Here is a 20,865-nt window from a genome sequence, read left to right on the forward strand (position 1 = left end):
GAGACCGTCACCGCGAACCGCCCTCAGCCCGGCACCCGGCGCTGCCGAGTGCGGTGACATCCACTGCAACCGCAGCCCCGCCCTCAACTGCCTGAGGTGTGACTGGTGGGTTGGTGTTGGTGATGGTGATGGTGATGGTGATGGTGATGGTGATGGTGATGGTGATGGTGATGGTGATGGTGATGGTGATGGTGATGGTGATGGTGATGGTGGTGATGGGTGGTGCTGTGGAAGTGGGCATGGCGGAGACCTCCTGACGGCCAGGTGCGCGTACGCCCCCCGGCCGTCGCCCCGATCTGAGTGGCCGGCCCACGGCGCCAACGCCCCGCCGCGCACGGCCGAGCGCCCCAGGAGTGCGCACACATCCCTGACGCGACGACACGCTCCGGCCGAGCCCTTGACGGGTCGCACCAGAACGGTGGGGCCGGTGCGCTCTGTTCTGCTGGTGACGGTTCCGGGCCGGTCTCCCGCACGTGGCTGGACCGTCCGGCTCGTGGGCGGGCACGTGGGCGGGCATCGCCGAACAACCGCGCCAGGCGGCATCGCGCGGGCAGGCGGCAAGGACGAGTAGCGCGCGGTTTTGACCTGCACGAACGCTTCCCGGCAGCGTCCCTGCGCGGTTTCACCAATGCGTTTTGCGCGATTTCCGTGTGACACGGTGCTGGGCATGACCCGCATGAACCCGTCCGCCACGCCACGCACCGCGACCCACCGCGCGTGCCCAGCGACCGTCGCCGCGCCCAGCTACGCGCGGTGTTCCCGCGGTGCGGGTTCGGCGTGGGCGGCCAGCCCCCGAGCGTCGGACTGTCCTGCCGGGAGCGGTCTTCCGGGGTGCGCACGGGGGTGCGCACCTGACCGGGACCGACGGCACGCGTCCCGGGGCCACGGCTGCCACGCACCCCAAGTCCGGGGTGCGCGACCGGATGCGGGCGCTCGTCATCCTCGACACCAGAGTCCACATCGCGGCCGAGGAGGCGAACACCATGACCACCACCGATGATGACCACGCCCCGGACCCGGCCGGCGCGTCGTTCACGACGAGCGAGGGACTACGGGCCCTGCTGCTCCGCCTCCAGGCCGACCCGGAAGCGTGGGCGGGCGACCCGCAGGCGAGCGCTCTGCTGGAGCTGTGCGCGACCCGGTACGCGGCCCTGGCACGCAAGCACCACCAGCAGCCGATGGACGCCGCCGCTGCGGCGTTCCACGTCCTGCGCGCCCCGGCCACGCTCGGGGCGCGGGATCCCTGGGCCGTGGTCACCCACGCCGTGCGCCTCACCCTCGCCGCGGACGAGCGCGCCGACGCCCTGCTCTGCTCCACCAGCACCGCCCGCCGCCTGTTGACCGACACGGGCCTGGCCCAGGCGGTCCGGCTCGGCGACCGCACGGACACGATGACCAACCTCCCCACGGACGAGCCGGGGACCGACGCCACCAGGCGGGGCTCCGGCGGTCTGACCCCGGTGCAGGTGCGAATCTGTATGGCGAACGCCGTCGAGCTGCTGTGCTCGCTCGGCTGGCCCCGCGCGGTCGCCGAGCTCGGCGTCGGCCACGTCTGCGACCGCCTCGCCACTACCGGGAACCCCCAGCGGGCGTACGAAGCGCTACGCCGCGACCTGACCCTGCCCCGCCTGCTCGACGTCCCACCCCGCACCTGGACCGCCCTGTGCCGGGCCCTCATCGGAACCAGCACGCCGCGGGCATCGCAGCCGGGGGTGCTGTGCCGGCTGCTGACCGGTGAACCGGTCCGGTCCCTGCTTGCCGACGACACCCTCGTCACGGCGCTGCTCGCGGCCCGGCCTCAGGTGGTGGCCGCGTGAGCGACAACGCCCTGCACCGCGCCGTCGACTCCATCACCGTCGGCGCCCGTCACCGCCACGACCTCGGCGACCTGGCACCCCTGGCCGCATCGATCGACCGGCTCGGCCTGCTCCAGCCCATCACCGTCACCCCGGACGGGGTCCTGATTTGCGGGCGCCGCCGCCTGGAAGCCGCCCGCCGCCTCGGCTGGACCACCATCGCCGTCCACGTCCGCTCCGGAATCTCCACCCGCCTCGCCGCCCTGCTCGCCGAGCGGGAGGAGAACACCCAACGCAAGCCGCTGAACCCGGTCGAGGAGTCCGAGCTGTACGACGAGATCCTGACCGTCGAACGCGAGGAAGCCGCCCGCCGCCAGGCCGCCACCCGCTTCCACGCCACGTTCAAGGCGCCGAGCCCGACACCCGACGAGACGGAACCGGGCGGTCCCGGCAACGTGCCGGAACCACAACGCCCCGGCGACGCCCGGCACAAGGCCGCGGTCCTGGTCACCGGCAAAGCCGCCTACAAACGCCTCGAACGCATCAGCGCCCTGCGCGCCATCGCGGACGACGAGACCGCCACCCCCGTCGCCCGCCAGCTCGCCGCTCTGGCCGTGGAGGACATCCAGGCCGGCGCACCCACCTTCCCCACCTACGACCACGCCATGACCCAGATCGCCGCCCTCGACCCCACCCGCCCCGCGATCACCCCGGTCACCGCCGACGACCTCGCCACCGACGCCGCCCGAGCCGTCGCCCGCGTCACGACCAAGGCCACGACGAAGAACCCCGCGAAGCCCTCCAAGCCGCGAGCGAAGACACCGGCCGGCGAGGACTTCGGCGACACCCTGCGCGCCTGGGACAACCTCTGGCAGACCCTCTCCGGCCGATCCACCGGCGCCGACCCCGCCGCCGTCGCGACCAGCGCCAGCGACGAGGACTGGAACCACTTCGAACACCTCACCGACCAGATCACCACCTTCCGCGACACAGGCCGCAACGCGCGAACCCCTCCCATCGCCGAGCCCAACAAGAGTGGCGGCAAGCGCTCGCGACGCCGCAGGCCCGCACAGACGACATAGCCGAGAAGCGCCCGGAGGGCCGGACCCCATGGGTCCAGCCCCCCGGCCAGTCGGGCAGGCTCACCAGCCCGAGCCGTCGCCCAGCTCTACGTCCTGCGCGACAACCGCGCGTGCCGTCACCTTCGGAGCGGCATCGACCCGCTCCGTCCCCGCAGCCTCCTCCTGCCCGATCTCGACCATGGCCTGGAGCACTGCCGAGGTGTCCGGCGCCAGTCGCAGCCGCTCGATGTAGTGCCGGCCGGTCACGCCGCCGTCGATCTTGTGCCCCAGGAGGGCAGCGGCGTCGGCGACTCCCATCTTGCGGGCGACGACCGTTGCGACGGTCTTGCGCAGCAGGTGCGGGTAAACCTCGCCCACCATCCCGGCTTCCTCCAGCGCTGCGCGCAGTGATCGCCGGATGTTGTGGGGCGTCTGCGGGGTGAGCACGTTGCGGCCGTCGCGGAAGCGCCGGGACGGGAAGACCGGCATCTCCGCCGTCGTGACCGCCGGACGGATCGACTCCAGCGACGCGGCCAGGAACGCCGGGATGATGATGGTCCGCTCCCCCGCGTCCGTCTTCGGCATGGCCTGGCGCACGGTGCCCTGCCCCTTGACGTCGGCCAGGGTCGCCTCGACCGAGATCGTCGGCAGCCCGTCCGGGGACAGGTTCACCTCACCCCACCGGAGCGCCATCACCTCGCCGATCCGCATCCCGGTCCCGAGCATCACGTCCACCGCGACCGGCAGGTGCCCCGTAGGCTTCGGGCCCGGCTGACCCATCCGGGAGGCCTCCCACGCACGAACGGCGGCGCGCAGGCGGTACACGTCCGTCGTCGTCATCGCCTTCGGGTCGGGCCTCTTCTTGGCCGGAGGGATCGTCTTGCGCACAGGGTTGTCCCGCAGCGCGTCATGCACCACGGCCCGGTCCAGGACCGCGATGAACGCTCCTCGAGCGCTGATCGTCGTACTGATCAGGTCGTGCTTCTTGCCCTGACCACGCGCCACGATGCCGTCGACCCAGGCCTGACATCGGGCGGGCGTCAGCTCGTTCAGGCGCAGCTTGCCCAGCCGCGGAACCACGTGGTTGCCCAGCAGCCGCTCGTACTCGTCCACCGTCTGCGGGCGGATCTGCGGGTTCGCCCACCCCGACCGCACCCGCAGCTCGTTGATCCACTGCCGACAGGCGGCACCGACCTTGCTGTCCGGCTTGAGATCCATCGACCCCTGGGGCGCGCCCAGCCGCTCGGCGACCGCGTCCTGCACCCGGAGTCGCGCCTCCTCGCCCGTCGGACCGACGCGCGAGACCTGCGTCTCGGAGCCGTCGAACAGTCGCACACGCACCTTCGCTCGCCACTTCTTCGCATGGGGCGCGATGAAGATCTCGCCGTGCTGTCCCGGCTTGAGCCCGTTGATGGTCACGGTTCACCACCCCGACCCGTCATCGGTCCCGGTGCCATCGGCGTCGTCGTCCACGGCCGACGTCGTCCGCCGCGCCTCCAACCAGGCGCGCACGTCCGCCTCGTCGAACATCAGGTGCCGGCCGATCTTGTACGCGGCAGGCGCCGTGCCGCGCCGCCGCCAGCCGTGGACCGTCCGCGGCGTGGCGCGGAGCTTGGTGCACAGCTCGTCAAGCGTCCACAGCGGTGTCCGCGAGAGGTTCTCGGAGTTCTCGGTGTGGTGGTCCATGAACGTCAGGTGCGCGTGGCACACCACCCGTCCACGCCCGCTCGTACGCATCGGTCGACGCCTAATGCGTGGCACAATCCGTGGCATTTTCACTCGGCCGCCCTTCGTCGTGGCGGTCCGGCAGAAACCGAAAGGGCCGCTGACCTGGCATTACGCCAGACTCAACGGCCCTCAATCGGTGGAGCTAGGGGGATTCGAACCCCCGACCTTCTCATTGCGAACGAGACGCGCTACCAACTGCGCCATAGCCCCTCGGACTGCAGAAGACTAGCACTCCGGTGCAGGTGATCCGCAAGTTGACCAGGTGTCGCGCGAGTCACGGCAGGACCCGCGCGACACCGGGCAAGGAGTGGATCAGCCCGCCGCCCGCCGTCGCGCGAGGATCTCCTCGAGCGGCTGCGCCAGCGTCTCGGTGCGTGTGCGGGGCACGTCGCCGCGGATGAGCTCGTCCTCAGCACGCTGCTCCGCGATGTCGGGCTGCAGCACCTCCGCCACGGACGGCGCCTCGGCGGCCGGCTCGGCCCCAGCACGCGACGACTCCCCGCGCGACGCCAGCGGTGTCGGCTCCCGCCGCGGCGCCGCCGGCTTCGTCACGTAGGTGGGCAGCGGCACGGGGACCGGGTTCCAGGCGAGCCCGCCGCCCAGCGCCTCCTCGGCCGGAGCCACCACACCCTTCGCGTCGACCTCGAGGACCGTGACGGGCTCCTCACGGGGCTCGTCCAGGATCTCGTCGAGGATGTCCCGCTTCTCGACGAGCGGGATCGCCTGCGTCGCCGCCTCCGACCCGTGCACGGCCACGCCCGTGACGCGCATGCGGTTGCGCGGCACGTACGGGCCGCCGTTGGCGAGCGCGCGCGCCTGGGTGGCGCGCTGCCGCGCCCGGTGCCGGGCTGCGGCCCACGCGGCCTCGGCACGGCGCGCGGCGATAGCGGCGCGCCGGCCCGCGATCAGCACGAGCAGCAGGAGGGCCGACGGCGCCACGGCCGCACCCCAGTGCACCAGGTCGAGCACCACGCAGGTCCACGCCGCCGCGCTCGAGAGGAACAGGAGGACGGTGACGATGAGGCGCCGTCGGGCCCGCGCGGCCCGGCGCGTCCGTGCCTCGAACAGGACGAGACGCTGGCGGGCGGAGAGCTGCGGCTGGATCTCCAGGGCGGATCCGGGGCGCGTGGAAGCTGCCGATCCCCTCGTTCCTGGGGTGCTGCTCATGACCATCGCCCCTCCCTGCCCTGCTTCGAGCCTTGCCGACGGCGTTGTGGTGGTATTTTGCCGCATCACGACCGGTTCATCCCCACCGATTGCGATGACACGGAGCGCTGTCGAGTAACGATCGGACACCCGGGCCTCTGCCAGCTGACCCCGGTGCCGCAGAAGGTAGGGCACCCAGTACCCCAGCCACAGGACGAACAGCATCGCGGCTGTGAGTCCTGCGGTCGACGCTTCCACGTGTCGACGGTAGGCGAGCCATGCCGCGCCCTCGGGGACTTCATCCGGCGTGTCCGCCCCCGGGCGAGTTCTCTACAGCGCGTCCCGGGTGCGCTGCCAGCGCGCCAGGAGGCCACCCGGGACCTCCTCAGCGGTCAGCGCGAAGGTGCGGTGGTCGCGCCAGGCGCCCTGGATGTGGAGGAAACGCTCACGCAGCCCCTCGTCACGGAAGCCGAGCTTCTCGACCACGCGGAGGCTCGGCCCGTTCTCCGGACGGATGTTGATCTCGACGCGGTGCAGACCCAGCACGAGGAAGCAGTAGTCGGTGGCCATGGCCACGCCCGTCGGCGTGACACCCCGGCCGGCCACCTCCTGCCCCACCCAGTACCCGATGCTCGCCGAGCACAGCGACCCGTAGGTGATGGACGAGACCGTCAGCTGCCCCACGAGAGCGCCGTCGAGCTCGACGCCGAACGGCAGCGTGGTGCCGGAGCGGGCCTGAGCGGACAGCGCGCGCACGTACTCGCCGAACGTCGCCACCTGCTGGCGGTCGCCGCCGGGGAACGGCGACGTCGCCTCCCACGGCTCCAGCCACGAGGCGTTCTCGGAGCGGAGGCGCATCCAGTCGGCGCTGTCGCGCCGGCGCAGGGGCCGCAGCACCACCACACCCTTGGGCGTGTCCTCGCGCAAGGTCACCGGCCACGGCTTGGCCATGGTCCACCCCTTCGCGAACCTGGGGGTCGCCGCCGGCGTCTCCGCCTCCCGGAACCCCTCCCACGGCGCATCCGCCGGCCTGAAGCTCATATCAGTGTGCCCCCTGTCACGCTCTGCGAGCGCAGCCCCCTTGGGGGAGGGTCTACCACGGACCGACGATCTTGACCCGCCGAGCAAGCGCACAGCGACACCCCGCTTCCTTCGTAGCCCCACGGAACAATTCTGTCCCAGAAGGTTTGGAACAATAGCCCTCATGAGCCTTACTCCGTCTCCCACGACCCAGCCCTACCCGGTCAAGCCCGGGATGGAGACGGAGGATGCCAAGGAGCAGCTGCGCCGCGCGATACGCGCGCATCGCACCAGCCGGTCCGCGCGCCTTCGGGCGGAGGCCGCGGTGGCCTTCGCCGACGTGATCGCCTCGGTTCCGGAGGTCCGTGAGGCCACCTGCGTGGCCGCCTACGCCGCCCGCGCCACCGAGCCGAACACCGGGCCTCTCCTGGAGCTGCTCGCCGCCCGCGGAGCGCGGGTGCTGCTGCCGGTCCTCGGCACCGGCCTCGCCCGCGACTGGGCCGAGTACGACGGCCCCGAGGACCTCCTGGAGCGCGCGCCCGGCCGCCCGCCGGAGCCCAGCAGCCCGGCCCTCGGCGCGGACGCCGTCAGCGCGGCCTCCGTGATCATCGCCCCCGCCCTCGCCGTCGACTCCCGTGGCGTGCGGCTCGGCCAGGGCGGCGGCTGGTACGACCGCGTGCTGGCCCACGCACACCCCGAGGCACGGGTCCTCGCCGTCGTGTTCCCCGAGGAGTTCTACGACGCCACCGTGCGCCCGCTGCCGGTCATGGAGCACGACGTGCTCGTGCACGGCGTCGCGACCACGACCGACTGGCGCTGGCTGGACTGAGCGCCCGCCTCACGGCACGAGCGTCAGCTCGTCGTCCGCCAGGTCCTCGACGGCCGCCGCGGTGAACGGCCACTCGAACGTCTCGCCCGCCGCCCACGCGGGAAGCTGGTCGTCATAGTGCGACGACGCCGGGTGGGCCGACGTTCCCGTCACCACCACCCAGGTGGACGCGTCGAGGTCGTCGAGGTCCACGACCATGCGCATCGACGGGCCGCTCGTCACGTCGAAGCTACCCGTCGCCTCGCCGGCGTCCCACGAGGTCGCGTTCACCACTGCCGAGCCGCCGCCCACCTTCTCCGGGGCGGGGTTCATGTACTGCCGCACCGGCGCGGGCACGGCCTCGCCGCCGAGCAGCAGGTGCTCGAGGCGGAGCTGGTGCAGCGTGCCCCAGGTCCACTCCTCGGCGTCCTTGCCCAGCTCCACGGTGAGGTCGCGCCGCGCGCTCACCATCGCCTCGGTGAGGATCTGGTCGCGCTGCTCGGTGGCTGCCACGGTGGAACGGTCGTCCCAGAACGTGTTCTCCGGGTCCTCGAGCATGGTCTGCAGCACCGTGAGCCACTGGCCGCCGCCGTCGGGCCGCATGGTCTCGGGGAGCTCGTCCCAGAACGTGGCCCGCAGGAGGTTGCGCCACACCGCCGAGAAGTAGGCGGCAGCAGCGGAGTCGGGCTCCATCGTGCGGTCCCAGTCCTCGAGCAGGGCCTGGCCGTCGGCGTCGTACCCGTCACCGAGGTCCACGTCCAGCAGCACGGGCACGAGCACGTCGGCGAACTTGCTCCACTCGTCGTTCTGGATCCGGCTCATGTCCTCGACGGAGAACTTGCGCCCCGCGGTGATCTGCTCCTGGATGAGGGTCCGGATGCGCTCCGAGCGGTAGCCGTAGTCCCAGTCGCGGGCCAGGAAAGGTCCGGTCCCGCTCGGGAGTACCGCCTGGTTGGCGGCCACGATGAAGCCCTCGGCGGGGTCGAGCACGCGGGGCATCTGCGCCGCGTCCACGTATCCGGTCCAGTCATAGCGGGGGTCCCAGCCCGGCCGGGGCCACGTGCCGTCGGGCTCGGGGGTGCCACCGGCGAACTGTGCTCGGACCGGGATGCGCCCCGGCGCCTGGTAGCCGATGTGCCCGTCGGTGGTGGCGAACACGATGTTCTGCGCCGGCACGTCGAAGATCGCCGCCGCCGCCTGGAGGTCCTCCGGGGTTGCCGCGAGGTTCATCAGGAACACCGCGTCAGCGGTGCGTCCCGGCTCGAGCGCCGTCCACGCGAGGGCGATCTCGTACTCGCCCAGGTCGGTGCCCGTCTCCGTGGGCGAGTGCTCGACCGGCTCCAGGTCCATGACGCCCGAGATGAGCGGGCCGTGGGTCGTGGACCTGATCTCCAGCTCGACCGGGCTCCCGCCTGCGACCCGGATGGTCTCCGTGTGGGTCGTGATGGGCTCCCAGACGTCCGCGCCGCTGTCCCGGAGCCAGGTGTTGTCCCGGACGCGCTCGATGAAGAAGTCGGTGACGTCGGCACCCATGTTGGTCAGGCCCCAGGCGAGGTCGGCATTGTGGCCGATCACCACGCCCGGGAACCCGGCGAACGAGAAGCCCGCCACGTCGAACGGGCACTCCGGGCCCACGGTGGTGCAGTGCAGGCCCACCTGCGCCCACACGCCCGGCGCCTCGAGCGCGAGGTGCGGGTCGTTCGCGAGCAGCGGCTTGCCCGACTGGGTCAGCTCCCCCGAGATCACCCACGAGTTCGAGCCCGTGCCCTCACCCCGGGCGATCTGCACCGGGACGGCGTCCAGCGCCTCGCGTGCGGCGTCGAGCGCGCCCTCGAGCTCGGAGTTCCGGAACGGGACGTCGCCGGCTGGGCCGGGGGCCGCCTCCGCCGTCGTGCCCGACGACGTCTGGGTCGCGTCCACGACGGGCGCCGCCACCGGCTCCAGCTCGGCCGGGTCGATGATGGGCTGGTTCTGTGCCGTGGCGTACGCCGGGAAGAGGGCGTTGACGCGGTCCTCGTCCTCGAACACGTCGTAGGCGAGCGCCCGGTCCAGCTCGTCGTTGTAGTTGCCGCGGAGGTCCCAGGCCATGGCCTTGAGCCAGGCGAGCGAGTCCACGGGCTCCCACGGCTCAGGATCGTCGATCTGGACCATGGCACCGAGGACCGTGTACTCGACGGCGATCTCGCCCGGGTCGCGGTCGTCCAGGTAGGCGTTGACGCCCTCCGCGTATGCCGCGAGGTAGTCCCTGGTCTCCTGGCTGATGAGGTTCATCTCCTCCTCGGCGACCTTGCGCCAGCCGAGGGTGCGCGTGACCTTGTCGGCCTGGATGGCGGTCTCGTTGTTCCCCACGAGCTCGGCCAGGCGGCCCGCCGTCGCGTGCCGGCGGTAGTCCATCTCGAAGAAGCGGTCCTGCGCCTGGACGTATCCCTGGGCGCGGAACAGGTCCTCGGTCGTGGAGGCGTAGATCTGCGGCACGCCCTGGGCGTCACGGAAGACCTTGACGTCGCTGGAGAGCCCGTCGACGACGATCTCGCCCGTGGTCTCCGGCAGCGGCCGGCGGCTGGTGACCCAGGCGAACGTGGTGGTGGCAACGAGGACCACCACGACCACGACGGCGGTGCCGACCACCAGCCTGCGCAGTCGGGACAGGCGGCGCACCGGCGGCTCGGGCGCTGCCACCTCGGCAGCAGCAGTGGACTCAGCAGGTGTGGTCGCAGACACGCAGGCGAGACTACCGCGAGCGCACCGGCAGTCCCGCCCCGGGGCGAACGGATTATGCGACGCCCTCCGGTGGTTATGATTGGCACTCGAAAAGCCCGAGTGCCAATGCGCGGCCCGGTTCGCCGTGAGGCCCGCGACCAGCAGTCCCCCGAGGAGAGAACGTGCCGACCTACGCGTACCGGTGTGCCGACTGCGACCACGCGTTCGACATCCACCAGGCCTTCACCGACGACTCGCTCACCGAGTGCCCGGAGTGCGGCGGACAGCTGCGGAAGGTGTTCGGGACGGTCGGCGTGACCTTCAAGGGGTCCGGCTTCTACCGCACCGACTCGCGCGGTTCGAAGAGCGCGACGACGTCGTCCTCGGGCCCGTCGTCCTCGGACGCGTCGAAGCCTGCTGCCGCGCCGGCGGCCGCCACGAGCTCGTCGAGCTCGTCGAGCTCCGGCGGCTCCTCGGGCGCGTCCGGCTCCTCGGGCTCCGGCGGTTCGTCGAGCAGCAGCGGCTCGACCGCGAAGGCCGCCTCCGCCTGATCGTGCGGGCGCGAGCCCGACCACAAGTGCCCTTTTCGCGTCCCTGTGCACAGGGCGCTCCGTCCGCCCGGCGGGCGGTGCCAGGGGGCGCCTAGCGTCACCACCATGAAGCTCCCCACCTCGGCGGCAGGCCGGACCCGTACCGCGATCGCCCGCGGCCTGCGGCGTGTGCGCCGCGCCCTCTGGCGGCGGCGCTTCGTCGTCGCCGCGGCGTGCTGCGGCCTCGCCGCCACGCTGACGGTCCAGGTCCTGCGCCCGGCTCCGCCGCCCGCCACAGACGTGGTGCTCCTCGCCCGCCCGGTCGTCGCCGGTCAGGAGCTCGTGCCCGACGACGTGGCGGTCCGCCCGGTCGCCCGCGAGCTCGTCCCGCCGGGATCCCTGACGTCGGTGGCCGACGCCGTCGGGCGGGTCGCCGTCGCCCGCCTGCCCGCCGGGGTGCCGATGCACGCGGCGCTGGCCGTGGAGCAGGGGATCGGCGCCCACGCGCCTCCGGGCACCGTGGTGGTACCGGTCCGGCTCGCCGACCCCGCCGTGAGCGGGCTCCTCCGCGCCGGCGACCGCGTGGACCTCGTGGCGGTGGACGACGGGTTCGGGACCGACGGGTTCGGAGCCGACGGGTTCGGAGTCGACGGGTTCGGGACCGGGGCCACGACCGGCGCAGGCAGCGGCACGTCCGCGGACAGCGGCGCCTCCACCGACCCGGCTCCTCCGTACCTCGCGCGGCGCGCCCTCGTGCTGCCGCTACCCGAGGCGCCGGAGACCGTCGCGGGCGGGCTGCTCGGGCCGGCCACCGCCGAGTCCCCGGCAGTGACCCTCGTCGCCGTGTCCCCGGCCGAGGCGCCGCTCCTGTCAGCCGTTTCCAGCAGGGGCACGGTCGCTGCGGTCCTGGTGCCATGACGTCGTCATTTTCGGGGCAAAACCGGCATGCCGCGCCGAATCTTTCCGTTCGGCGTGCGGACCTGGTCCTGGGCTCCCACAATCCCGTACGGGTCAAGGTCAGCGCCTGGGCCCGCTGACCTGTGCACACCACCTCAGGGGGATCTCATGATTCAGGGCTTCAAGGACTTCATCACCCGCGGAAACGTCGTCGAGCTCGCCGTCGGCATCATCATCGGTGCCGCGTTCACCACGGTCGTCACCGGCCTCATGAACGGGCTGCTCAACCCGCTCATCGCACTGATCTTCGGCCAGCCGGACATCTCCAAGGCCGGCTTCGAGCTCCCGAACACGCAGGGCGGTATGACGCTCTTCCCGATCGGGCTCTTCCTCCAGTCGATCCTCAACTTCCTGATCGTCGCCGCGGCGCTGTACTTCTTCGTCGTCATGCCCATCAACCACCTGCAGGAGCGCCGCAAGGCCGGCATCGAGCCCGAGCCCGAGGCGCCCGCCGAGGACGTCCTCGTCCTCCAGGAGATCCGCGACCTGCTGCGCGCCCAGTCGATGCGCTGAGACACCCGCCGGAACTGACCTGCACCACGCGGGAGCCGGCACAGCAGAACGGGACGTGAGCTCCCGGGCCTCGCGCCCGGGCTCACGTCCCGTCCTGCGTCACCGGCGCTCTCGGCCCCGAAGTCCGGAGGCCGTCACCAGTGCGGCGGCACGTCCTGCTTCAGCCGCTCGTCGTTGTCGCCGAACTCCCCCGTGGGACGCTCGCCCGGCCGCCCGCCCGCGCTGCCGGGTTCGGTGCCGGGTTCGCTCCAGCCGTCGGGCCTCTCGTCGGCGCTGACGCCGACCACGGTCTCCCGCTCGGTCCCCCGGCGCACAGCCCGGCGCGGCCCACGCCGTCGGCCGGTGCTCTCGCCCGTCCTGGGCTCGTCGTCCTCGCTCACGACCCCATTGTCTCCCGCGGGAGTGGTCAGTCCTCCGGCCCGTCGTCCAGCACCGTCGGCACCACCGGCTCCGCCGCAGGGGCCACTCCCCCGGAGACCCCGACGCGCTCGTCGCGCACGGCCTGGACCACGCGCCGCACGCGCTCCGCCTCGCCGTCGGGGTCGAGGAACGCGGCCGCGGACCACACCTGCGCCACCACCCAGCCGAGCCGTTCGAGCCGCTCGGCGAGCTGCCGGTCCCGGACGCGGATGGACGGCTCAGCCACGTAGCCGGCGTCGTCGGTGAGGACCGCGACCAGGAGCTCGCCCGGCAGGTCGGGGTGGCCCACGGCGAGCGGGATCCGGTCGCCGTCGCCCACGCCGTAGTCGGTCTCGACCACGAGGCCGGACCGCCAGAGCCGCTCGCCCAGGTCGATCACGAGCCGGTCGGGCGCGCGCGCCACGTCCACGCCGTTGCCGATCTCGACCGGGTCGGCGAGCCCGGACCGCTCCTCCGCGAACGCCAGCACCTCGGCGAGGAGCTGCGGGCCGGGGCCGCGCAGACGCTCGGGATCGAGGTCCGACGCCGGGAAGCACGACACCACGTGGAGCCGCTTCCTGGTCGCCCCCAGCGCGCCGAGCAGCATCGCGTCGCCGCCCGCCTCGCCCAGCACGCCGAACCGGTGCAGCACGCGCCCGTGCGGGGTGCGCCCGAACCCGAGCGTGAGCACGATCGTGTCGCGCTGCAGCCCGGCCGCGCCCGTCACGTCGGCGACGACCACGGGCTCCGGCCGCGACCCGGCGAAGAACGGCGCCAGCGCGGGGTTCGCCCGCACCTCGGCCAGCAGGGCCTCCCGGATCCGGTCGGCGTGCACGGACGTCACGGTGATGATGCCGAACGTCTCCTCGGGGCGGGTGAGCGCGTGCTCGATCGCGAGGTCGACCACCCGCTCCACCTCGGCGCGCGTGGACTCGACGGTCCCGGAGGCCGGGTCGGGCATGCCGGTGCCGTTCACCACCGAGAGGTGGACCAGGGCCTCGGTCCGCGGCAGCGGGGCGGGGCTGAGCACCCCGGAGTAGCCGTGCTCCGTGAGGAGCGCCGTGAGCCGCGAGTCGCGCCAGCCGGGCACCGGCTGCAGCGACACGGAGGGCAGCAACGCGGACAGCTCGCGCACCGAGGTGCCCGACGCCGACCGCGGGTCGCCCACCACCACGACCTGCCGGCCGCGGGAGATGGCGGACACGACCACCTCGACCGGCACGTGCTGCACGGCGTCGAGGATCACGAGGTCCACCGTGCGGCCGGGCGGGAGCAGGTGGGGCACGAGCGTGGGCGTCGAGACGACGGTGGGGCGCAGCCGCCGGAGCACGTCCCCGTAGCGCTCGGCGAGGTCGCGCAGCGACGTGAGCCGCCCCTCGACGAGCTCGTTGAACAGCGCCTCCGCCGCCTCCCGCTGCTCCCGCATCACGGTGCCGAGGTGCGTCCGCACAGCGGCGCGAACGGGCGCCGACAGCGAGTCGACGTGCCGCCGGTCCAGCTCGCGGAACCGGCGCGCGAGCGCGTCCAGCCCCGCGCCGTCCTGCCCGGCGAGCGCGGGCTCGACCGAGAGCAGCTGCTCGAACACCGAGCTCCACCAGGAGAGCTCCAGCTCGGCACCGACCAGCGAGCCGTCGACCCGGCGGGCGGCCAGGTCGTCCACGAGCTCGCCCAGCCCGGCCGTGCGCACGCTCCGCAGGAGGGCGGTCCGTTCGGGCAGGGTCTGGAGCGCGTCCGCATCACCGGCGAGGGCTGCGAGCCGCTGCCAGAGCGCGTCGAGGTCGAGGTCGAGCAGCCCGCCGCCCGCGTGGGACGACGCGAGCACCGGCTCGAGCGCCTCGAGGTCGATACGGACGGCCTCGTGCGTCTCCTCCACCACGGCCAGGCCCTCGGGCAGGGTGGGCCACCCTCCGCGCGGGCACTGCGCCTGCCACACCTCGCGCTGCCGCTGCACCTCCACGAGGGACGTGTGCATGTCGGGCACGCGGACGCCGGGGCGCACCATGTCCCGGGCCCGCCGGCGCAGCCGACGCCGTTCGAACCAGCCCATCTCGACGCCGTTCTCGGCCCGCCAGCGGCGTGACGCCGTGGCCTGCACCATGTCGGCGGCCGTGCGCTCGAAGACCATCGGCTGGAACACGTCGAGCGTGCCACGCATACCGCCGAGCATCTCGAGCTGGGCTCCCCACTGCCGCACGCTCGCGGCGCGCACGAGCCCGGTCACCTCGGCGACGTACTCGATCTGCTTGCGGAGCTCCGGCAACGTCTGGTCGCGCAGGCGGGTCACGCGGGCGAGCGCCTCCCGCGCGTCGAAGTCGGTGAGGAGGGAGGCGCCGTACCAGGGAGTCGACGAGGCGCGCAGCGTGAAGGCCCCGAGCTCCGCGGAGCGGCGCAGGTCGTCGGCCAGCGCGGCGCGGCGCTCGGTGCCGAGCACCAGCAGCGCCTCGGACGCGAGCCGCACGGTGGTGGCCGGCGCCGGACGCTCGGACGTGAGGCGTGCCAGCGCCTGCAGCGCGTCGTACGCGGAGACCCGCCACGGGTCGCGGACGCGGTGCAGGGCCTCGATGTAGTCGGCGAGCTGGGCCCGCGCACCGATGAGCGCGTCGCGGACGCGCGCCACGGCGTCGACATCGACGTCCTCGTGCGCGGGCGCCATGGCCTCCAGGAGGCGGCGCGACACGGACTGCCGCCACGTGGGCGTGGGCGACACGTCGAGCAGCAGGCCGTCGAGCCCCAGCGTGCTCAGCCGCGCGGCCAGCGCGTCGGCGGCCCGGCGGTGGCCCGGCACGTACAGCACGGAGCGTCCGGACGCGTTGGCCTCCCCCACGACGGCGGCGAGCGTGCCCGCCACGTCCGACCCCACGGGCGCGTCCACGAACAGGTGGCTGCCCGACGCCAGCACGTCCACCACGTGCCGTTGGTTCGGGTCGAGGTCGCCCACACCGCGCTCGTGCGCCGGCTCGGCGTCGCCCACGCGCGGCTCGGGCAGCTCCAGCGCGCCGAGCTGGCGCACCGCGGCGGGCACCCCGCCGAGCGCGGCCACGACCTCGTGCCGCTCCAGCGACGGCGCCAGCTCGTCCAGGTCGTCGACGAGAACCTGCCCCGGGTGCACGAACGTGCCCACGAGCACCCGCCGGTCCAGCTCGAAATCGTCGAGCACCGCCCGCCCGAGGTCGGCGATGCGGTCCATCACGTCCGTCGGGTCGAAGCCCGCGAGGGTGAAGGTGGCCTTGGCCAGCGCGGCCGGGTCCAGCAGCGCGCCGTGGGCGCGCAGCGTGCGCGCCACCACGGGGTTGATCTCGGACGCGGCCTCGAGCGTCAGGTCGTAGTCGGCCTCGCCGTCGCCGCGCGGCGTCAGCGTCACCGGCCTCAGGAGCACGGGTGCACGCACCACGCGCGGCCCAGCGGGCTCCCCGTCCACTCCGCCCGACGCCGGTCCCTCGCCTCCCGTGCTCGTCGTCCCGTCAGCCCTCGGCGCGGTGAGCGTCACCACCGGCACAGAGCCGGTGAGCGCGACCTCCGGGCCGTCGTCGCCCGGCTCGCCCCCCGCTCCGGGCGACGTGCCCGCCCAGGTGCGCTCCGGCGTCGGGCCGAGGGCGCGGGCCAGGGCGTCGATGTCCGCGTTGTCCTCGGTGCCGGGCTCGGACCGCTCCGTCCAGGTCGCGACGCCGATCGCCAGGTAGGTGGGCGCCATGCCGTAGCGCTGCGCGTGCTCGGCGGAACGGCCCGCCACCGCTCGTGCCCGGCGGCGGGCGGCCGGGAGGGCCGCCGCCTCGCGCACGAGGTTGGACAGCCGTGTGGGCCGGCCGGCGAACAGCTGGGCCACGCCCGACGGGTGTGCGGCCGACAGGTCGATGACGGCCTCGCCGAGGAGGCTCACGTCGGCGAGCGACGAGCCCCCCGCCAGCCGGACGAGGGAGGCCCGCCAGCGGGCCACGGCGTCGGCCAGGGGCGGGGGCGGGCCGTCGGTGGTCTCGGCCGCCGCGCCCGCGTCGCCGGACGCGGGCGCGCTCGAGGTGTCTGCGGGGTCTGCGCCGGCGGCCGCTCCCGCCGGGTGGTCGTCCGCCCCGGCAGGCCGGAGCGACAGCGCGGCCGTCAGCTCCGCGGTCAGCTCCGGGGAGAGGTCGCGGTCTGCGGCGGGCTGGCGTCGTGCGGCTTTCACCCCAGCACGCTAACCGCCGGGTGAGCCGCGGGGACGCGCGGCACGCCGACGACGCGCCGACAGTCGAGACCTCACGCGGAACGGGCAACAGTCCCCCGTTCGCGGGCAACAGTGCCCGGACATGCGGATGCCCCCTCGGCAGGGGGTCCGAGGGGGCATTGCAGACGGGCCGAAACCCGACGGGGTAAAGACGGTGCGCACCGCGCAGGGGGCGGGCGATGCGCACCGTCGAAGGAGAGTCTGCACCTTCCTTGACCCGTCGTCAACACGAGTCGGACGATCGTCCAAGTCTCGGGATTTCGTTGCGCCACCTAGGTTTCGGGCGTGTTCTCACAGCGCACAAAACCCCATTGGTGAGGGTTCTTCACGTCGCCAACGACGACCGCCGGAGGCCGTGATGGAAAACGTTCCCCAAGGTCAGGCAACAACGGGCAACACTCCGCCCCGCGTGACGGAAAATCCCGGGCGGATCCCCAGGGAGGTCAATAGACTGCGGCAACTGTGAGCCTTCTCGAAGTTGTCGCCCCCGCCAGGATGGGCAGGTCCTTCCGCTGGCTGCTCGCCGCGTTCTGGACCAGCAACATCGGCGACGGCATCGCGCTCGCCGCCGGACCGCTCCTGGTCGCCTCCCAGACGGACTCCCCGATGCTGGTCGCCCTGGCGGCGCTGCTCCAGCAGCTGCCCTGGCTCCTCTTCGGGCTGTGGGCCGGCGCCATCGCCGACCGCGTCGACCGGCGCCTGCTCGTCATGGTGGCGAACGGGCTGCGCGCGGTGGTGATCGCCGTCCTCGCCGCGACGATCCTCACGGAGAACGTGAGCATCGGCGTGGTGCTCGGCGCGATGTTCCTCTACGGCATCGCCGAGGTCTTCGCCGACTCCGCTGCGAGCACCCTCATGCCGATGCTCGTGAAGAAGCAGGACCTCGCCATCGGCCAGGCGCGCCTCCAGGGCGGGTTCCTCGTCGCCAACCAGCTCGTGGGCCCGCCGGTGGGCGCGTTCCTCTTCACCACCGGCATGGCGTTCCCGTTCATGGTGCAGGTCGTGGCCGTAGCGCTCGCCGTCGTGCTCGTGTCGCGTATCGCCACCACGCGGGGCGCCGTGCGCGGCACGGTCGACACCCACCTGCGCCAGGACATCGCCGATGGCCTGCGGTGGATCTGGGCCCACGGCCCGGTGCGCACCCTCGCCATCGTCATCCTCAGCTTCAACGTCACCTGGGCAGCCGGCTGGGCCGTCCTTGTCCTGTACGCGCGCGACCACCTCCAGATGGGCGAGATCGGCTTCGGGTTCCTCACCACCGCGTCGGCGGTCGGCGGTCTGATCGGGATCGCGCTGTTCGGCCGGCTGCACCCGCGGTTCTCGCTCGCCACGCTGATGAAGGCCTGCCTGCTGCTCGAGGTCGTCACGCACCTCGGGCTGGCCCTCGCCCCCCAGGGCTGGGTGGCGATCCTGATCATGGTCGTGTTCGGCGCCTACGCGTTCGTCTGGGGGACCGTGTCCGCCACCGTGCGGCAGCGGGCTGTGCCCACCGAGTTCCAGGGCCGCGTGGGGTCCGTCTACATGGTGTGCGTGTTCGGCGGCGCGGTGATCGGCAACGGCCTGGGCGGCCTCATCGCCGAGAGCTGGGGCCTCACGGCGCCGTTCTGGTTCGCCTTCGTGGGCGCCGGGCTGACGCTGGCGATCGTCTGGCGGCACCTGTCGAAGGTGGCGCACGCGGAGGCCCCGCCAGAGGACGAACCGGCGGAGCCCGCACCGCGCGACGTGTGATCGGTAGCTCGTTGCATGATCGGCAGTTCGAACTGCCGATCATGCAACGAACTGCCGATCGGCCACGGCCTGAGCCGGTCCCGGCGGGCCGGTCCCGGCAGGCAGGGCGCCTCAGCGGCGCGCCGCCGCCAGCTGCTCCTGCGTCACCACGGGGATCGCCCCGGTCTCGGAGTACTCCTTGATCCGGCGGCGCACCGTCGACTCGCTGATCTTGAGCTTCGCCGCGATGTCCGGGATCTTCTCGCCCTTGGCCCTGCGGTCGAGGATCTCCTCGCCCACGTCCGTCCCGAGCCGGGTGTCCGGTCGCGGTGCCCGCGGCCGAGGGGTCCCGGCCCGGACAGCGGCGGTGGCTCGCTCCGCCGCGGCGGGGGGCGGCAGCTCGCCGTCGGCCACCTCCGGGCGAGACCCGCGGGAGGCGTCGGCAGCCTCGACGTGAGCGCCGCCGTCGGCCCGTGCGGTCGTGCTCGTGGAACGCGGTGAGTCCAGCGCGGCGGTACGTCGCGCTTCCTGCCGGACGACGCCGGAGCTCGCCTCAGGCGTCAGCCCCACCTCCCGGCCGGCGGCGTCCCAGGGCCGGGAGAGCTCGGCGGAGGCGTCCGACCCGGCGAACGGCCGGGCAGCGCCGGCCTCCGCGAGCGGCGCGAGCCCCGCCGACCCGGCGACCGAGGCCTCGTAGGCCTCCGCGGCCGCCCGTTCGGCGGCAACTCGTTCCGAGGCCGCTCGTTCCGAGGCCGCTCGTTCCGCGGTTGCCGCCGCGAGCCGGTGCTCCGGCTTCACGACCACGAGCTCGGCGAGCGTGTGGGTGGTGAGCAGCACGGACACCGGGGCGAGGCCCGCGATGAACGCACCGGCGTAGCCGTGCCAGTCGTGGGCGGAGGCGTCCCAGGCGTGCGCGGCGTTGGCAGCCACCGACACCGCCGTGAACAGGATGAGCGAGGTCCAGGCGCGGCCGTTCGACTCGCCTCGGGCCCGGAAGATGAAGACAGCGAGCGTGTAGACCAGGATCGACGCGTCGATGGTGACGGGGACGGTCCAGGCGAGGTAGCCGGGTACCGCCGCCCAGGCGGCGACCCCGACCAGTCCTGCGTAGGAGAGCGTGAAGCTGACGGCTCCGAGGGTGGCGGTCAGGACCACCGCAACGATGAGCGACGGGAGGGTGTCCGGGTCGAGCCGGGCGGCGCGGGCCACGATGAATCTCCTCGTACTGGGGTTCGGGTACGTGCGCGCCAGAACATATCGGAACCGGGTGACCACGAGGTACCAGCCCGGTAACGACGACCGCTCCCCGTCCTGCGGGGCGACGGCCCCCGGGGCACCATGGAGGTGCCTGCCCGCAGCTGAGGGGAGCTCGCGATGCTCGGCGAACGCACCAGGTGGACGGCGAGCGGCCGCGCACGCCTGAGGTGGGCCGGCCTCGCCGTCGGCCTGTCTGTCCTGGTCGGCGCCGTCGCCCTGGGCGACCGCGCGGAGCCGGACGCCGATCCGGGCCTGCCGATCGCTTCCGCGGCCCCTCGGCTGCTCCCCGAGGTGGGCGACCCGACGCCGCAGCCCGCCGCCGCGCCACGACCCACCCCGTCGCCAGCCGCCTTCGAGCTGTGGACGCTCCCCTACCCGGACCCGATCGAGCTCCTGCCACCGGGCCTCCCGCAGACGTCGGTCACGGACCTCGCCCAGCTGCCGCGCAAGGCCGCGGCCCCCGACGGCGCGGCCATCCCGGTGTGGACAGCACCCGACGACACGGTGCCACCGGTCCTCGCGCTGCCCGACGACCAGTACGGCGCCGCTGCCCGCTGGGTCGTCCTGGACGAGCGGCCGGACTGGGTCCAGGTCCTGATGCCGCAGGGCCGGCGGGCGCTGCCCTCGCAGGACCCGTCGGGCGTGAACCGGACCGCGGGCTGGGTGCGCGCCACGGACGTGACGGTCGCGCCCGAGGTGAGCGCCGTCGTCGTCGACCTGTCCGACCGGATGGTCCACGTCACCCGGCCCGACGGGACGAACCGGTCCGTCCCCGCGGCGATCGGCACACCCGCGACCCCGACGCCGCCGGGCCTGGCCCAGGTCCTGACCATCACGCAGTCCCAGGTGGGCCTGGCCGTCTACACGTCGGCCCAGAGCGAGACGATCGACTCGTTCCTGGGGAGCGGGGGCGCCGTCGTCGCACTCCACGCCGGGTCCGGCCAGGGGCGCGAGGTGAGCAACGGCTGCGTCCGGCTCACGTACGCCGACTTCCCGGCGGTGAAGGACCTCCCGGTCGGCACGCCGATCCTCGTGGTGCCGTGAG

17 protein-coding genes, 1 tRNA gene and 1 pseudogene are annotated in these 20,865 nt (G+C 73.2%); 8 read left to right on the plus strand and 11 right to left on the minus strand.

What is annotated here, in order from left to right; translation table 11 throughout:
• Positions 1-7: 7 nt before the first annotated feature.
• Entirely contained in the window at positions 8-241 is a 234-nt protein-coding gene (locus D1350_RS24120; protein ID WP_125776186.1) for a hypothetical protein, read from the minus strand.
• Positions 242-983: 742 nt separating this feature from the next.
• On the opposite strand from D1350_RS24120, the gene D1350_RS11685 reads away from it, so the two are divergent.
• Positions 984-1,817, plus strand: a complete 834-nt coding sequence (locus tag D1350_RS11685) for a hypothetical protein (protein ID WP_125776187.1) — start codon at positions 984-986, stop codon at positions 1,815-1,817.
• Positions 1,814-2,878, plus strand: coding sequence for a ParB N-terminal domain-containing protein (locus D1350_RS11690; protein WP_125776188.1), 1,065 nt, complete (start codon positions 1,814-1,816; stop codon positions 2,876-2,878). The genes D1350_RS11685 and D1350_RS11690 overlap by 4 nt, the downstream gene beginning before the upstream one ends.
• Before the next feature lie 60 nt (positions 2,879-2,938).
• On the opposite strand, the gene D1350_RS11695 is transcribed toward D1350_RS11690, so the two are convergent.
• The 5 genes from D1350_RS11695 to D1350_RS11715 form a co-directional block, all read right to left on the minus strand.
• Positions 2,939-4,276, minus strand: coding sequence for a tyrosine-type recombinase/integrase (locus D1350_RS11695; RefSeq protein WP_125776189.1), 1,338 nt, complete (start codon positions 4,274-4,276; stop codon positions 2,939-2,941).
• Between the two features lie 3 nt (positions 4,277-4,279).
• Positions 4,280-4,594: a helix-turn-helix transcriptional regulator gene (locus tag D1350_RS11700; protein WP_240644047.1), complete on the minus strand. Its 315-nt coding sequence runs from the start codon at positions 4,592-4,594 to the stop codon at positions 4,280-4,282.
• Between the two features lie 128 nt (positions 4,595-4,722).
• Positions 4,723-4,795, minus strand: a tRNA-Ala gene (locus D1350_RS11705).
• A gap of 102 nt (positions 4,796-4,897) precedes the next feature.
• Entirely contained in the window at positions 4,898-5,752 is an 855-nt protein-coding gene (locus tag D1350_RS11710) for a hypothetical protein (protein ID WP_125776190.1), read from the minus strand.
• A gap of 309 nt (positions 5,753-6,061) precedes the next feature.
• The gene (locus tag D1350_RS11715) at positions 6,062-6,682 is read right to left on the minus strand and encodes a GNAT family N-acetyltransferase (protein ID WP_125776191.1); all 621 of its coding nucleotides are present in this window, start codon (positions 6,680-6,682) and stop codon (positions 6,062-6,064) included.
• A gap of 253 nt (positions 6,683-6,935) precedes the next feature.
• On the opposite strand from D1350_RS11715, the gene D1350_RS11720 reads away from it, so the two are divergent.
• Positions 6,936-7,580, plus strand: a complete 645-nt coding sequence (locus tag D1350_RS11720) for a 5-formyltetrahydrofolate cyclo-ligase (protein WP_240644049.1) — start codon at positions 6,936-6,938, stop codon at positions 7,578-7,580.
• A gap of 9 nt (positions 7,581-7,589) precedes the next feature.
• Here the strand turns inward: D1350_RS11720 and D1350_RS11725 are convergent, their stop codons facing one another.
• Positions 7,590-10,217 carry a penicillin acylase family protein gene (locus D1350_RS11725; protein WP_164545158.1) on the minus strand — a complete coding sequence of 876 codons (2,628 nt, stop codon included), beginning with the start codon at positions 10,215-10,217 and terminating at the stop codon, positions 7,590-7,592.
• Positions 10,218-10,441: 224 nt separating this feature from the next.
• Here D1350_RS11725 and D1350_RS24895 point away from each other — a divergent pair.
• Positions 10,442-10,582, plus strand: a pseudogene (locus tag D1350_RS24895) (FmdB family zinc ribbon protein); the annotation flags it as partial.
• Between the two features lie 14 nt (positions 10,583-10,596).
• Here D1350_RS24895 and D1350_RS24900 read toward each other — a convergent pair.
• Positions 10,597-10,917: a hypothetical protein gene (locus D1350_RS24900; protein ID WP_420807809.1), complete on the minus strand. Its 321-nt coding sequence runs from the start codon at positions 10,915-10,917 to the stop codon at positions 10,597-10,599.
• Between D1350_RS24900 and D1350_RS11735 the strand changes: the two genes are divergently transcribed.
• Together D1350_RS11735 and mscL are read left to right on the plus strand one after the other, a co-directional pair.
• A complete protein-coding gene (locus D1350_RS11735) occupies positions 10,916-11,707 on the plus strand; it encodes an SAF domain-containing protein (RefSeq protein WP_125776193.1) in 792 nt (263 codons plus the stop codon). The genes D1350_RS24900 and D1350_RS11735 overlap by 2 nt on opposite strands.
• 147 nt (positions 11,708-11,854) lie before the next feature.
• Entirely contained in the window at positions 11,855-12,259 is a 405-nt protein-coding gene (gene mscL / locus D1350_RS11740) for a large conductance mechanosensitive channel protein MscL (RefSeq protein ID WP_125776194.1), read from the plus strand.
• A gap of 134 nt (positions 12,260-12,393) precedes the next feature.
• Here mscL and D1350_RS11745 read toward each other — a convergent pair whose 3' ends face one another.
• Both D1350_RS11745 and D1350_RS11750 read right to left on the minus strand, forming a co-directional pair.
• Complete coding sequence (locus tag D1350_RS11745; protein ID WP_206074526.1) at positions 12,394-12,639, minus strand: hypothetical protein; 246 nt, start codon at positions 12,637-12,639, stop codon at positions 12,394-12,396.
• Between the two features lie 26 nt (positions 12,640-12,665).
• On the minus strand, positions 12,666-16,817 hold the full coding sequence (locus D1350_RS11750) for a hypothetical protein (protein ID WP_125776195.1): 4,152 nt from the start codon (positions 16,815-16,817) through the stop codon (positions 12,666-12,668).
• 534 nt (positions 16,818-17,351) lie between these two features.
• Here D1350_RS11750 and D1350_RS11755 point away from each other — a divergent pair.
• A complete protein-coding gene (locus D1350_RS11755; protein ID WP_125776402.1) occupies positions 17,352-18,584 on the plus strand; it encodes an MFS transporter in 1,233 nt (410 codons plus the stop codon).
• A gap of 111 nt (positions 18,585-18,695) precedes the next feature.
• Here the strand turns inward: D1350_RS11755 and D1350_RS23745 are convergent, their stop codons facing one another.
• Entirely contained in the window at positions 18,696-19,772 is a 1,077-nt protein-coding gene (locus D1350_RS23745; RefSeq protein WP_164545144.1) for a DUF2637 domain-containing protein, read from the minus strand.
• Positions 19,773-19,937: 165 nt separating this feature from the next.
• Between D1350_RS23745 and D1350_RS23750 the strand changes: the two genes are divergently transcribed.
• A complete protein-coding gene (locus tag D1350_RS23750; protein ID WP_164545145.1) occupies positions 19,938-20,864 on the plus strand; it encodes a L,D-transpeptidase in 927 nt (308 codons plus the stop codon).
• Position 20,865: the final 1 nt, after the last annotated feature.

The organism is Antribacter gilvus, assembly GCF_003946865.1.
Classification (GTDB): Bacteria; Actinomycetota; Actinomycetes; order Actinomycetales; family Cellulomonadaceae; genus Antribacter; species Antribacter gilvus.